This window comes from Clostridium arbusti SL206, assembly GCF_000246895.1.
Classification (GTDB): domain Bacteria; phylum Bacillota; class Clostridia; order Clostridiales; family Clostridiaceae; genus Clostridium_I; species Clostridium_I arbusti.
In genome coordinates this window covers 1-12,844 of the sequence record NZ_BAEV01000110.1, presented here as the reverse complement: position 1 = coordinate 12,844, position 12,844 = coordinate 1, and the positions used below count along the sequence as shown (strand labels likewise).

The following is a 12,844-nucleotide window of genomic DNA, read 5'->3' as shown; positions in this document are numbered from 1 at the left end:
TGATATAGTAGGATATGTATCAAAGACAAGCATTAATATCGAATTAGGTAAACATATTGATTTATTAACGGGATTATATAAGAATGATTATTTATTCTATAATGCATACAAACTAATAAAAAATAGAAAAACAATGTCATTAATTTTTATTGATATAAATGAATTTGGATATATTAATAAAAAATATGGACATAAATATGGAGATTTAATATTGGAAAACATTGCTGATATACTTAGAAAGAACAGCACATCAGATATATTCTCATGTAGATATGCTGGAGATGAATTTGCAATCTTGATTTCATATAGTATTGATAAATGTAAACTACTTGCAGAAAAGTTGATTGCAGATACAAAAGAATATAAATTCCCACGAAATATTCCAGTTTCAGTATCCATTGGAATTACAGATTATGATTTTAAAAATATATCTAATGAAAATACAATGAACATAATAAAAAACTTAATGAACACTGCAAGTATCGCATCAATAGAAGCAAAGGTAAGTAATAAGAAATTGGTTATAATAAAAAAATTAGAAATGATGGGAAAGTATAATTAATCTTTAAATCTTTAATACTTATAAATTATTGCGCTTTAGCTTTAGAATTGATATTATTTTAATTAGGGAATATAAATACGAGGAGAATTAATATGAGCTCAATAAAAGATGTTGCAAAAAAAGCGGGGGTCTCTATATCAGCTGTATCTAAAGTGTTTAACGGATATACAGATGTTAGTGAAAAGACTAAAGAAAAAGTTATGGTTACAGCAAAAGAATTAAACTATTTTCCTAATATTGTGGCTAAGAATTTATCTCAAAAGCAAACTAAAACAATTGCTTTAATCTTATCTAACTTCGATGAAGGTTGTGGACCTGATGGAATAATATTTAAAATTCTGAGTGGGATTTTAAATGCTTGTGTAGATAATGAATATGAATTATTAATTTTCACGACAACTCAATCGCAACAACAAAAAAAATCATATTATCAGTTATGCACTGAAAGAAAGGTTGCTGGTGTTATAATATTTGGACTAAAAACAACTGATAGATATTTTAAGGAAATAGTAGAAAGTAGAATTCATTCGGTGGTTATCGATGCTGAGATTGTAGGAAAGAATACATCAAGCATATCAATTGATAATGTGCAAGCTGCTAAAGATGGGGTTAATTATTTAATGAAAAAAGGTCATCGTAAAATAGGGTTTATTAATGGTCATAGAAATGCTGTTGTTTCAATGCAACGTGAAGAAGGTTATGCATATGCATTAAGAGAGGCTAATATTGAAATAAATGCTGATTTAGTTTGTGAAGGAGATTTTGAAGAAGATAAGGCATATCTTTTAGCAGAAGAATATTTAAAAAAGAACAAAGATGTGACAGCAGTATTTTGTGCTAGTGATTTAATGGCTATAGGATTTATGAGAAGATGCCAGGAATTAGGAATTAATGTTCCGGAACAAATATCAATTTTAGGATTCGATGATATAGATTTATCAAAATATGTGACTCCAACCTTATCGACAGTTAGGCAGGAGTTCTATAGTATGGGGTATGAGGCTACAAAATTACTTATACATAGTATAAAAACCGGACAATTTGGAGAACATAAAAATTTATCACAAAAAATTATTGACAGAAATAGTGTAAAGGATTTATAATTAATTTGTAAGTATTTTCAAAAGAAAAAAATTTAGAATAAATCTAAAACGTTTTAGTAGGATAAGACTTCTATAATATAGAGTTAAGGCTATAAAAGCGTTTAATTTATTGTAAAATAATGAAAAGTTAATATAATAAAGAATTGCTACAGAAATAGAGTTGTGAATTTGTAGTAAAGTTGAGAATGGCTTCGGAAGAGGGCATAAATTTAAAAGTAAACCTAAAACGCTTTAGTAAAATGTTTAATGCATTCTATATTTAAAAATAACATTATTTTTTAAATAAAATCTAAAACGTTTTAGTAAGGAGATATCTAGAAATAGAGGAGGCTATAAAGATATAATGAATTACGGCTTAGGGGAAAGAGAGTTTAAGAATTGGATAGTAGCTGAAGAGAGATTTTCTACAAATCATCTTGGAAAGTGTGAAGCCATAATGTATTTAGGAAATGGATACATGGGAATAAGATCAGCTACAGAAGAAACTTATATTGGTGAAACAAGAAACACATTTATATCAGGAAGTTTTAATAAATTTGATGAACATGAAGTTACAGAATTACCTAATGTTGCGGATGTAACAAATTTGAAGATCATAATTGATGGAGAACGTTTTTCATTGGAATTTGGAGAAGTCCAAGAATATGTTCGTAAATTAAATATAAAAACAGCTGAATTAAGCCGTTCGTTTATATGGACTTCACCTAAAGGCAAAAAAATTCAATTTGAATTTAAACGTTTTGTATCACTGAAAAATCTTCACTTAATTTCGATGAAAATGGAAGTTACAGCACTAAGCCATGATATAGAGTTTAAGGTTAATTCAGGTATTAATGGACAAATGACCAACACAGGAAGTCAGCACTTTAGTGAAGGTGAACGCAGGATTTATGATAAACAATATGTTCAGTTAATTCAAACAACAACACAATCAAAAATCCATATTGTCATAAATACAACTCATAAAGTTATGATAGGTGATGTTGAAGTAAATGAACCGGTGATGACAATGGATCGTAGAAAAGTTGGATTAACATATAATGTTCAAATACAAAAAGGAAAGACTTTAGCCTTTGAAAAGTTAGCAAATATATTTACTACAATAGATAAAGATGTTGAAGGAAAGTCATTAGATGAAATACGTAAGATCTCATTAGAAAATATAAAAGAAGAGAATTGCAAAGGCTATGTAAATGTTTTCAAAGAACATGTTAATTCTTGGAAAGAAAAAGTCTGGGAAAAATATAGAATCGATATAAAAAGCTCTGAAGAATTTGATTTATTAGCGATAAGATTTGCATTATATAATTTGACGGCAATGACACCGGCACATGATTCGAATATGGGAATTGGAGCCAAAGGATTAAGTGGAGAAGGTTATAAAGGTCACTCATTTTGGGACACTGAAGCATTTATTTTACCATTCTTTATATACTGTAATCCAATAGTTGCTAGGTCACTTTTAGAGTATCGTTATAAAGGTCTAGCTGGAGCTAGGAAGAAGGCAAAAGAAAATGGATATGAAGGAGCAATGTATCCATGGGAAGCAGCTTGGCCAAATGATGGAGAAGTAACTCCAGTATGGGGAGGGGTGGATATAGTAACAGGAAAGCAGGCAAAAATTTGGACAGGTTTTTTAGAACAACACATAACTTCTGATATTGCCTATGCTATATGGCAATATTATATGATAACAGGCGACGAAGAGTTTATGAATAATTGCGGATATGAAATATTATTTGATACTGCAAAATTTTGGGTTAGCCGCTTAGAGTGGAATGAAGAAAAACAAGAGTATCACATTAATGATGTAATTGGGCCAGATGAGTATAAGGAACATGTAAACAATAATGCATTTACAAATTATATGGCACATCACAATATAACATTAGCTATTGAATATTGTGAGAAATTAAGAAAAGAAGACAAAGTATTATATAGTAAATTAGATAAAATTCTTGAATTAGAAAGTTCAATAGAATTATGGAAAGACAAAGTGGAAAAGATTTATCTACCAACACCTAACAAGGACAATGTAATACCACAAGATGATACATATCTTCAAAAGAAGATAATCAATTTGGATAAGTATAAAAATCAAACTAAAGTAGGATCATTGTTTGAGGATTTTAACTCAGAACAAGTAAATGAAATGCAAATTTCTAAGCAAGCAGATATCATGATGTTATTTTACCTATTAGAAAATAAGTTTAGTAATGATGTGAAAGTGGCTAGTTATAATTACTATGAGCCAAAAACTTTACACGACTCATCATTATCTTTATCAACTCATTGTATTTTGGCAAATGATTTAGGACATAAGGAATTAGCGTACGAATTATTTAATCGTGCAATTAATATAGATTTAGGTCCATCTATGACTACATCAGATCATGGTATACACGCTGCTTCATTTGGTGGAGCATGGCAATGTGTAGTGATGGGATTTGCAGGAGTTAGAATGTTAGGGGGAGAACTAAGAATAAACCCTAGTTTGCCAGAGAAGTGGGAAGACCTTTCATTTAATATATACTGGAAAGGCCAACTTCTTAACATACAAGTAACTTGTGAAAATGTAGAAGTGTCAACAGTTGGAAGTGAAAAGGTAACATTAATAATTTGTAATAAAAAGTATACATTTAATAAGTCAATAAAAGTAAAATTATAATAAAAATAGGGGGAATTATTTGTGAAAAAAATACAAGTAGCAGCGTTAATAACAGCTAGTTTAATGGCAATAGGTATATTTGCAGGGTGCTCAAGCAATAAAAGTGCTACATCAGAAACAAAAAAAGTCGTAGAATTAAAAGTGCCATCATATAAAATGGGTGGAAATGTAGGAGCTAAAGTATTCGTTCCACAGGTAGAGAGATTTAACCAAATGTATAAAGGTCAATATAAAATAACACTAGAGCAAACACCTCAAGATGGATACAGTGCTAAGATTCAACAGCTTGCTCAACAAAATAAACTACCAGCTATAGTTGATGCCGGTGCTTGTGATCAAGATTGGTTTAAGAAGGCAATAGTAGAACCTAAAAAATATTATGATTTATCTAAGTGGCTAGATGCTAACCAAGATATAAAGGGTGAGATGATACCTGAGAGCATAAAATACGTCACTGCTGCTGATGGTTCAGTGGTATCAACGCCAGTTGCTATAGTTTCACCAACAGGTATATATTACAACTCTGATTTATATAAGCCATCAAAGAGAATTGGAGAAATGAGTTTAGATGAATTTGAAGCATCTCTTGGGAGTAACAAGATTTCTTTAATGACTGGTGAAAATGCATGGACTACAGCTTTGTTATTTACAGATTTTGTAGCATTAGAACCAGGTGGAGTAGATATGCTAAAAAAAGGTGTTATAGACAAAGTCTATGATTATAAAAATGATATTTGGGTAAATGCTGCAACTAGACTACAAAAATATCTACAAAAATATGCATCAAGCAATACAATTGGGGCTGCGTATGCAGATGCTGCTAATAATTTTATGAGTAAAAGTTCTGCTCTTATACCAAATGGACCATGGATGGTCGGGGATTTTGCAGCAGAATCGAAGGATAAATGGAGTAATGGTTTCGATGGTACTAAACAAGTAAAAGGAGATATATATCCAGGGAACATAGCTATAGCAAACGTATCTGGCTATCAATATTTTATACCAAAAGGACTTCCACAAGAAGAAACAGATGCTGCACTTGCATTCTTGAAATTTATAAATTCTCCAGAAGAACTACAAACAGCCATGTTAGAAGTAGGTGGATCAGCTCCTATGCTTAAAGTTTCAGATGATTTCTTAAGTAAGCAAAAGGAAAAACCTATTTTAAACGATTTAGCAACAGCTGTAACTTCAAAAACAATACTAGTTCCTGGAGTATTAGATGTTATGCCTTCATCCGTAGCAAATGTAGAGTTTGGTAAGCTTTTGCCTAAGCTTACAGATGGATCACTTACACCAAAAGATTTCTGTAAAACTCTTACACAACTAGCTGCTGATGCAAAGGCAAAATAATAACAATTACTAATTTGATGTTCCTGCAGTAATTAAGTTTATTGCAGGAATGTAAAAATGGAAATCATTAAAACTATATTAATATTTGAATAGGGGGGAATGTTTTTATGGGAGAACACAAAACTCATAAAAAAACTGTAATTTCAAGGTTTAAATTATCAAAAACACCAATGACCAAATTAGAAAAGAATAATATGTTATGGATTTATCTTTTTCTTTTTCCATCCATACTAGTATTTGTTTCCTTTTATCTTTTTCCAATTATAACTGTTGTTACTACGAGTTTTACAACTTGGGATGGAATTAATAGTCCCAAATGGGTAGGATTATCAAATTATTCATGGCTATTTCATAATGAAGCTTTTATTATGTCGATGAAAAATTTATTATTCTGGTCTTTATTATCAGCCATACCGCATGTTGCATTCGGAGTCTTGATTGCACTTATACTATTTAAAAAACCCTTTGGCGGGAATTTTGTAAAATCCGTTTTTATGATTCCTAATATAATTTCTGTAGCAGCTTGGGCTATAATATACAAGTTTATATTCAATAATGATTTTGGTATTTTGAATAGAATTATTAGGATTTTTAATCCAGGATTTAAAGCAAATTGGTTTTTTGAATCTCCGTATGCATTTTGGGCTGTAACACTTACCTGGTTATTTTATGGTGTAATTGTTACATTAATAGTATTAAATGACCTTAATGCCATACCAAGAGAGATAGGGGAAGCTGCAAAAATAGATGGCGCAAGTGGCTGGCAAGTATTAAGGAATATCTATCTTCCGTTATGCCGTATTTCAATAGGAACATCTATTATACTTGCGATTACTTCTCGTGTCGGTATGTATGAGGCAATTGCATTAACAACACGTGGTGGCCCAGGAAATGACACGATGAGTCTTTCACTTATTCTTGTTAAGTTGATTATGGATATGAAATATGGAAGTGCAAATGTTATTGGAATGGTTATGCTTATCATTGGAATAGCAATCTTACTTCTAATAAATAAATTGTTCCGAATGAATGAAAGTGTATATTAAAGGGGGGTTACATAATGAACTTGATAAAAAATATTGTGCCTAAGATATTAATGTATTTAGTATTGGCATTTGTTGTAATAATATCTGTATTTCCTATAATTTGGGTTATAATATCTGCGTTTAAGACTAATTCTCAAATTCTGGGTAATCCTTTAACATTACCTACAAAAATCGATTTTAGCGCATTTAAAGGTGTATTTAGCCAATATAATTTTTTGCAGTATACCTTTAATTCATTTTTTATAGCATTAGTATCTACACTGCTATCTTTGTTGATATTTTCAATGGGTGCTTATGTAATTGCAAAATATAATTTTTGGGGTAAGAATCTATTTTTCGCTCTTTTTACATTAACGCTTCTTGTTCCAGCATTTACAAGAACACAGCCTATATTTTCACTTATTATGAAATTAAATTTATATGATACGAAGTCAGCTCTTATTCTTGTATATATTTCTAGCGGTATGGCTATATCCATGTTTATACTTAAATCTTCATTTATGTCTATACCTAAGGAGCTAAACGAGGCTGCACAAATTGAAGGAGCAGGATTTTTTACGATATTCTGGAAAATAAATGTTCCTCTTGCATCAAATGGATTATTAACAGCTGGAATATTAATGTTTTTAGGTAACTGGAATGAATATTTCTATGCTATGTTATTAACAACATCCGATGCAAACAGAACATTACCATTAGCACTATCATTTTTTAATGATGCATTCTCTTACGATTATACTAAAATGTTTGCAGCATTGACTATTGTAATACTACCAGGTCTAATAATTTACTCTTTAGCTCAAGCTAGAATTACAGAAAGTATTGCTGCAACTGGTTCAAAAGGATAAAAACTTAAATTAACTCATTGTGCTAGTTAAATTTAATATAAAAAATTCTAACAATATTTTGGGTTAAAATACGTTTGTAATTATTGGAAAAGTATTTTAAGGACTAGCACAAGGTTTTAATATAGTATAAAATTAGGAAAATTTGATATTACAAAAGGTTATTACAGGAATGAAATTTATAGTCAGATCAAATTGGTTTCGAAAGAAACCATTAATTTTAAAATAAATCTAAACCGTTTTAGTAGAATAAAGATTTATTTTGTTTTTAGAAAAGTATACCTTTAATAAGTAAATAAAAGTAAATTTGTAAATTTAGGAGATAAGAGAACATGAAAAAGATAGAAGCAGTAATATTTGATTTAGATGGAGTAATTGTAGATACAGCACATTTTCATTTTTTAGCATGGAGAAACTTAGCTAGAGAACTAGGTGTTGATTTCACCCTTGAATTTAACGAAAAATTGAAGGGAATAAGTCGTATTGAAAGTTTAGAAAAAATATTAGTACTAGGTAATCTACAAGATAAATATTTTAGTGAAGAAAAAGAAGCATTAGCAGCTAAAAAAAATAATGAATACGTAGAACTTTTAAAAGATATGAAAGAATGCGATATTTACCTTGGGATAAAAGAGTTAATAAATGAGCTAAGAGAAAATAATATTAAGGTTTCATTAGCATCAGCAAGCAAGAATGCACCTATAATTTTAGAGGCTCTAAGAATAACTGAGTTGTTTGATTATGTAGTAGATCCAGATTCAGTATCTAAGGGAAAACCAGCACCAGATATATTTTTAGCTGGAGCCAAGGCATTGGGGGCTAATCCGGAAAAATGTGTTGGAGTAGAGGATGCAGAAGCTGGAATAAAAGCTATCCTAGATGCAAATATGTTTCCAGTAGGAGTAGGTACTCCAAGTGAAATGCAAAAAGCCGGAGCAAAATTAATAGTCACAAATACTAAAGATTTGACGTTAGATTTAATTGTTAGAAGCATATAGTATGTATGTGAATAAAGGCTTAATATGAAAAAAGGAGCAAGCTCAGTCGTTCCTTCTTCGCCAGGGTAACAGTGACTTGGAAAAAATAGTAAAATATTTTCGAAAGCTTGTACATTTGAGGTCATAACATAAACTGGAGGTGTACTACTGCAAAGAACGGAAGAACAATAACAATAACAAGAAAAGAAAATGAAGAATTTGTTGAGATTGTTAATAGCAGGACTAAAGCAAATAAAGCTAAGTATAGTCAAAGGCAAGAAATAATTGAAACATGTATTTGGCACACTTAAAAGAAGTATGAATTTTACTCACTTGATTTTGCGTGGATTTAGAAAAGTTACTGGTGAAGTTAGTATTGCCTTCTTCAGTTATAATTTAAAACGAGTTATCAATATCTTAGGAGTGGAAAAATTCCTAGGATATTTAAGTGATGATAAAATCAGAAATGTAGCTGCATAATATTGGCTACATTTCAATCATATTTTTAAAAAATCAGTAATATATTTTTTATTTAAAAACTATGATCTAAAATTCATTAAAATCTTAGTTTTCGAACATCCTGCCGGGGGTCATGAACAAGCATAGAAGAATTAAAGAACTTTAATTTTGCACCTGCGGATAAATATTTTGTTGAGAAGTTGATGGAGGAATAGTATTAATGGAAGTAATGGATTTTAAAGCCCTTCAAAAATGGGCTAAGATACTTAAAAACATACAGGGACTTATAGTAAAAAATGTTTTTTGTCCTAATTGTGGAATGACTACTATAGTTAAATATACTTTACATAATGACAAATTTGGTATTGTACTTAAAGGCAAGTGAAAAAAGTGTGGTCATGATGTAGCTAGGTTTGTTGAAGATGAATAAAAGTACAGAAATAAAAAAGAGGCTTTTATTGTATTGTATTTAAATGAGAGTGTAATATTATGGAGAAAAGATAACCCATAATGACACGTCAACATTAACGATATGGATAAAGTAGAGGAGTTAGAAAGATATTTTTAATATATCAATAGAACAGGGCATTTTGCTCTGTTTTTTTGATGCTGCAAATGGATGTTTCACGAAGTTAATTTAAATTAGTAATGAAATTTTATGAAGAATGGTTATAATATAGTTAATAGAAAATAACTTTTAATGATGTATAATAATAAAATAGTATATAGATTATAAATAGAATATCAGTTAAAATATAGGTAATAAGAGCTTTTTACAGGCTTTGAATTTGAAAGGAAAATAGAATGGGAGAACTTGCAAGATTTGAGGATATTAGAATTAAAATGTATCCTATGGATACTCAAAAACATAAGGAACCACATTTTCATGTTATCTTAACTGATGGGAAAAAAGCTTCTATTTCTATTGCAAATGGAAAATTACTTGAGGGTAAATTAAATAAAAGGCAGAGAGATTTCATAAAAGCTTGGATGCTAATTCATAAAGAGGAACTTTGGGATAGATGGAATAAAGCCGTATCGGGAGAATTTATTGAAAAAATTGAACCAAAACAAATATAAAGTAGGAGGGGAAGTTTTATGCAAAGCCCAGATATAATGAGTGCAGAGATTTTAAAAGAATATAGTTTAAAATTAACTTTTACAAATGGAGAAACGAAAATATTTGATATGAAACCTTATTTAAAATATCCTATTTTTAAAGCATTAAATAATGAAAATGAATTTAAGATGTTTTCTATTGTTGATGGAACTATAGAATGGAATTGTGGTGCAGAATTAAGTACGGATACTTTTTATCTAGGTAGTAAGAAATATAATAAAGAAGAATTAAAAGAAATGTGACCTTTGTAGTCAGTTCACTAAGGGGCTAGATCTTCAGTTGAAAAATGGAAATAAGTTTTATTCATAGAACAGAGCAAATGCTCTGCTTTTTTGATATATATTTGTGAAGTTAGCAAGCTCAGTCGTTCATTCTTCGCAAGGGTAACAGCGAGTTGGGAAAAATAGTAAAAGATTTTCGAAAGCTTGTATATTTGAGATCATAACAGAAACTGGAGGTTTCTGTTTATTAATTACATCAGGAAATTCGATATTTTACAATTACCTAATATTATTTTAGAAAACTTACAGTAAATCATGAAATTTTCAAGGAGACCTAAATGGACATATATACAAAATTAGTTTTAGTAAAAACAGCAAGACAAAAAAATTTGAAGATAAAACTGGTGAGATAAATTATTTAAAATATTTACAAGATAAAATTGAAGTGACTTATATAAAAAATCCCAACAGAGTTTACAGCTATAATTCTTCAAACATACTTACCTTTGAATCTCCTAAAAGAGTTAATTTGGATCAGCTTATTGTATATGTATCTGGATTTCCTGTAAGAGAGCCATCCCTAGTGCTTGATTTTGGAGAATATATAAAAATAATTGAAGTTAAAGGCAAAACGGAGGTTTATCATAAGTCAAAAGTTGCCTATGAAAATTCATGTCTTAATTCCAAGCAAGCTAAAGCAGTTTTTGAATACTTTAAGAAATTATCACCATATATAAGTGTTACTGAAGATGGAAGAACTGCATTATTTGATCTATATAAAAAGATAACTGAGATTAGTGAAAATAGTGTGTTGTCAACTTACTTATCAGGAAAAAGTATTAAAAAACATACATACAACAATACTGCAATATTTCCATTTGGATTTAATTTAAGTCAAAAGAAAGCAGTAAATACAGCTCTTGAGAATTCTATTAGTGTTATTGAAGGACCTCCTGGAACGGGCAAAACACAGACTATATTAAATATTATTAGCAACGAGCGACTTCCAGTCATCTCCTAGTACCTCTGAGGTTGTAACAGGAACTGGAAGTTTCTGTTTGTTAATAGTAAATTCGGGCAAGCCCTCACCAGAGGGACTGACCACAGCCGAAACTGGAAGTTTTTGCTTGTCATTAGTTTTATTTGCTATAGGAATGTATGGATTTATATTATTTGTAAAATTTTCCAATAGAGCGATTAAAGTACTTGATATTTACACAAAAGAAAATACCAATAATAAATCATAAATGCTCAACTTTTTAAAATGATGCAACTTAGGAAGAATTAATGTTTTCAAAATTCCATTTTTACAAGAAAATCATGTTTTGGAATATATAATGATACAATAATTTGTGATATTATGAAAATATAGAACATTAAATAATATTAAATTATACATCTATATAGCTATAATAGGGGATATAAAGGAATCAAAAAAAATAGTAGATAGGGATTATGTACAAGAAAAATTGAGAAAAGTTTTAAATGAGATTAATGAGTCTTATATAAATGATATTTCATCAAAATTTATGATAACCTTAGGAGATGAATTTCAGGGATTATTATACAGTGGAGCCAATGTAATGAATATTATTTCAGAGATTGAAAGGAAAATGTATCCTGTAAAAATAAGATTTGGTATAGGCGTTGGTGATATAACCACACATATTAATAAGGAGATGCCATTAGGAGCTGATGGTCCAGGATATTATAAGGCGAGGGCTGCAATAGAATATTTAAAACAAAATGAGAAAAGAAAGCAAACTAACCCAGCTGATATCAGAATAGAAGTCGATGGTGACAATCAATCAACTACATTAATGATTAATACAATATTGTCATTAATTAGTGTTATAAAAGAAGATTGGAGTGACAGACAACGAGAGATAATATGGGACATGTTGGAACATATTGAAGAAAGTCTTTTTAAAGCTATAAAAAAATGTGAATTCGATGGAATAATTTAAGTAATAAAAAACCCCATCAAAATTTTTTATTACTGTAAGTGATGAAACCAACAAAATAGAACAGAAGGATAGGATTCTATGCAAAAGTAATTTAGAGTTAGATAAGCTAATTACGATAAATTATGCTTACTATTATATTAGTAATTTCTGAAGTATTGTTAGAAAGCATAAATTCATGAGTATAGCTTGAATTTACACAATTAATTAAAATTAAATCATTTTTAACAGTTTCAAAAACTTTATCATTAATAGTAGAATTAAATCCACCATTTACAGTGTAAAAACAAATTGCTGCTAAATCTTTATTTAATGGAGTTTTATATTCGAATTTAAGATGTTTGCTAGGACTAATATTAAGATGAAGTAATTCACCATTATAATTTTCCCTTGTCATTAAATTAAAAACAGAAGCTTTACCATAAGTTTTAGTTTTCCAATCGCCCATAAAGTCGTCTTGCTCAAAGGAGTTAAGTGGTTTCTTGTACTTATTTTCATGGTCGAGAGTTATTTTTCCTTCTATAAC

Annotated in this window: 14 protein-coding genes; 13 read left to right on the top strand and 1 reads right to left on the bottom strand. The window is 29.7% G+C overall.

Annotated elements, in window-relative coordinates; genetic code table 11:
• The 13 genes from RH99_RS15625 to RH99_RS15565 form a co-directional block, all read left to right on the top strand.
• Window positions 1-562 (top strand): GGDEF domain-containing protein (locus RH99_RS15625; RefSeq protein WP_010240410.1); only part of this gene is annotated, 562 nt, incomplete at its 5' end.
• Between the two features lie 92 nt (window positions 563-654).
• Window positions 655-1,665, top strand: a complete 1,011-nt coding sequence (locus RH99_RS15620; protein ID WP_010240407.1) for a LacI family DNA-binding transcriptional regulator — start codon at window positions 655-657, stop codon at window positions 1,663-1,665.
• Between the two features lie 343 nt (window positions 1,666-2,008).
• Window positions 2,009-4,333, top strand: a complete 2,325-nt coding sequence (locus RH99_RS15615; protein ID WP_010240404.1) for a glycoside hydrolase family 65 protein — start codon at window positions 2,009-2,011, stop codon at window positions 4,331-4,333.
• A 21-nt stretch (window positions 4,334-4,354) separates the two neighbouring features.
• Window positions 4,355-5,686: an ABC transporter substrate-binding protein gene (locus RH99_RS15610; RefSeq protein ID WP_010240401.1), complete on the top strand. Its 1,332-nt coding sequence runs from the start codon at window positions 4,355-4,357 to the stop codon at window positions 5,684-5,686.
• A gap of 107 nt (window positions 5,687-5,793) precedes the next feature.
• On the top strand, window positions 5,794-6,732 hold the full coding sequence (locus RH99_RS15605) for a carbohydrate ABC transporter permease (protein ID WP_010240400.1): 939 nt from the start codon (window positions 5,794-5,796) through the stop codon (window positions 6,730-6,732).
• A gap of 14 nt (window positions 6,733-6,746) precedes the next feature.
• Entirely contained in the window at window positions 6,747-7,580 is an 834-nt protein-coding gene (locus RH99_RS15600) for a carbohydrate ABC transporter permease (protein ID WP_010240398.1), read from the top strand.
• A 329-nt stretch (window positions 7,581-7,909) separates the two neighbouring features.
• Window positions 7,910-8,575 (top strand): beta-phosphoglucomutase, encoded by a 666-nt coding sequence (gene pgmB / locus RH99_RS15595; protein WP_010240396.1) that lies wholly within the window; start codon window positions 7,910-7,912, stop codon window positions 8,573-8,575.
• A gap of 297 nt (window positions 8,576-8,872) precedes the next feature.
• The gene (locus tag RH99_RS19295) at window positions 8,873-9,034 is read left to right on the top strand and encodes a hypothetical protein (protein WP_158511959.1); all 162 of its coding nucleotides are present in this window, start codon (window positions 8,873-8,875) and stop codon (window positions 9,032-9,034) included.
• A 199-nt stretch (window positions 9,035-9,233) separates the two neighbouring features.
• Window positions 9,234-9,398: a hypothetical protein gene (locus tag RH99_RS19395; RefSeq protein WP_010240395.1), complete on the top strand. Its 165-nt coding sequence runs from the start codon at window positions 9,234-9,236 to the stop codon at window positions 9,396-9,398.
• Between the two features lie 419 nt (window positions 9,399-9,817).
• The gene (locus tag RH99_RS15585; RefSeq protein WP_010240394.1) at window positions 9,818-10,093 is read left to right on the top strand and encodes a DUF4160 domain-containing protein; all 276 of its coding nucleotides are present in this window, start codon (window positions 9,818-9,820) and stop codon (window positions 10,091-10,093) included.
• An 18-nt stretch (window positions 10,094-10,111) separates the two neighbouring features.
• The gene (locus tag RH99_RS15580; protein WP_010240392.1) at window positions 10,112-10,375 is read left to right on the top strand and encodes a DUF2442 domain-containing protein; all 264 of its coding nucleotides are present in this window, start codon (window positions 10,112-10,114) and stop codon (window positions 10,373-10,375) included.
• A gap of 424 nt (window positions 10,376-10,799) precedes the next feature.
• On the top strand, window positions 10,800-11,375 hold the full coding sequence (locus tag RH99_RS15575; RefSeq protein ID WP_010240390.1) for an AAA domain-containing protein: 576 nt from the start codon (window positions 10,800-10,802) through the stop codon (window positions 11,373-11,375).
• 364 nt (window positions 11,376-11,739) lie between these two features.
• Complete coding sequence (locus RH99_RS15565; protein ID WP_306301465.1) at window positions 11,740-12,321, top strand: SatD family protein; 582 nt, start codon at window positions 11,740-11,742, stop codon at window positions 12,319-12,321.
• Window positions 12,322-12,427: 106 nt separating this feature from the next.
• Here RH99_RS15565 and RH99_RS15560 read toward each other — a convergent pair.
• Window positions 12,428-12,844: hypothetical protein (locus RH99_RS15560; protein WP_010240387.1), on the bottom strand; the 417-nt coding region annotated here is incomplete at its 5' end.

What these genes read in the sequence shown, in the direction of transcription:
- RH99_RS15580 (WP_010240392.1), top strand. Translation starts at nt 10,112, where the DNA reads ATGCAAAGCCCAGATATAATGAGTGCAGAGATTTTAAAAGAATATAGT.
- RH99_RS15605 (WP_010240400.1), top strand. Translation starts at nt 5,794, where the DNA reads ATGGGAGAACACAAAACTCATAAAAAAACTGTAATTTCAAGGTTTAAA.
- RH99_RS19295 (WP_158511959.1), top strand. Translation starts at nt 8,873, where the DNA reads ATGAATTTTACTCACTTGATTTTGCGTGGATTTAGAAAAGTTACTGGT.
- RH99_RS15620 (WP_010240407.1), top strand. Translation starts at nt 655, where the DNA reads ATGAGCTCAATAAAAGATGTTGCAAAAAAAGCGGGGGTCTCTATATCA.
- RH99_RS15585 (WP_010240394.1), top strand. Translation starts at nt 9,818, where the DNA reads ATGGGAGAACTTGCAAGATTTGAGGATATTAGAATTAAAATGTATCCT.
- pgmB (WP_010240396.1), top strand. Translation starts at nt 7,910, where the DNA reads ATGAAAAAGATAGAAGCAGTAATATTTGATTTAGATGGAGTAATTGTA.
- RH99_RS15600 (WP_010240398.1), top strand. Translation starts at nt 6,747, where the DNA reads ATGAACTTGATAAAAAATATTGTGCCTAAGATATTAATGTATTTAGTA.
- RH99_RS19395 (WP_010240395.1), top strand. Translation starts at nt 9,234, where the DNA reads ATGGAAGTAATGGATTTTAAAGCCCTTCAAAAATGGGCTAAGATACTT.
- RH99_RS15615 (WP_010240404.1), top strand. Translation starts at nt 2,009, where the DNA reads ATGAATTACGGCTTAGGGGAAAGAGAGTTTAAGAATTGGATAGTAGCT.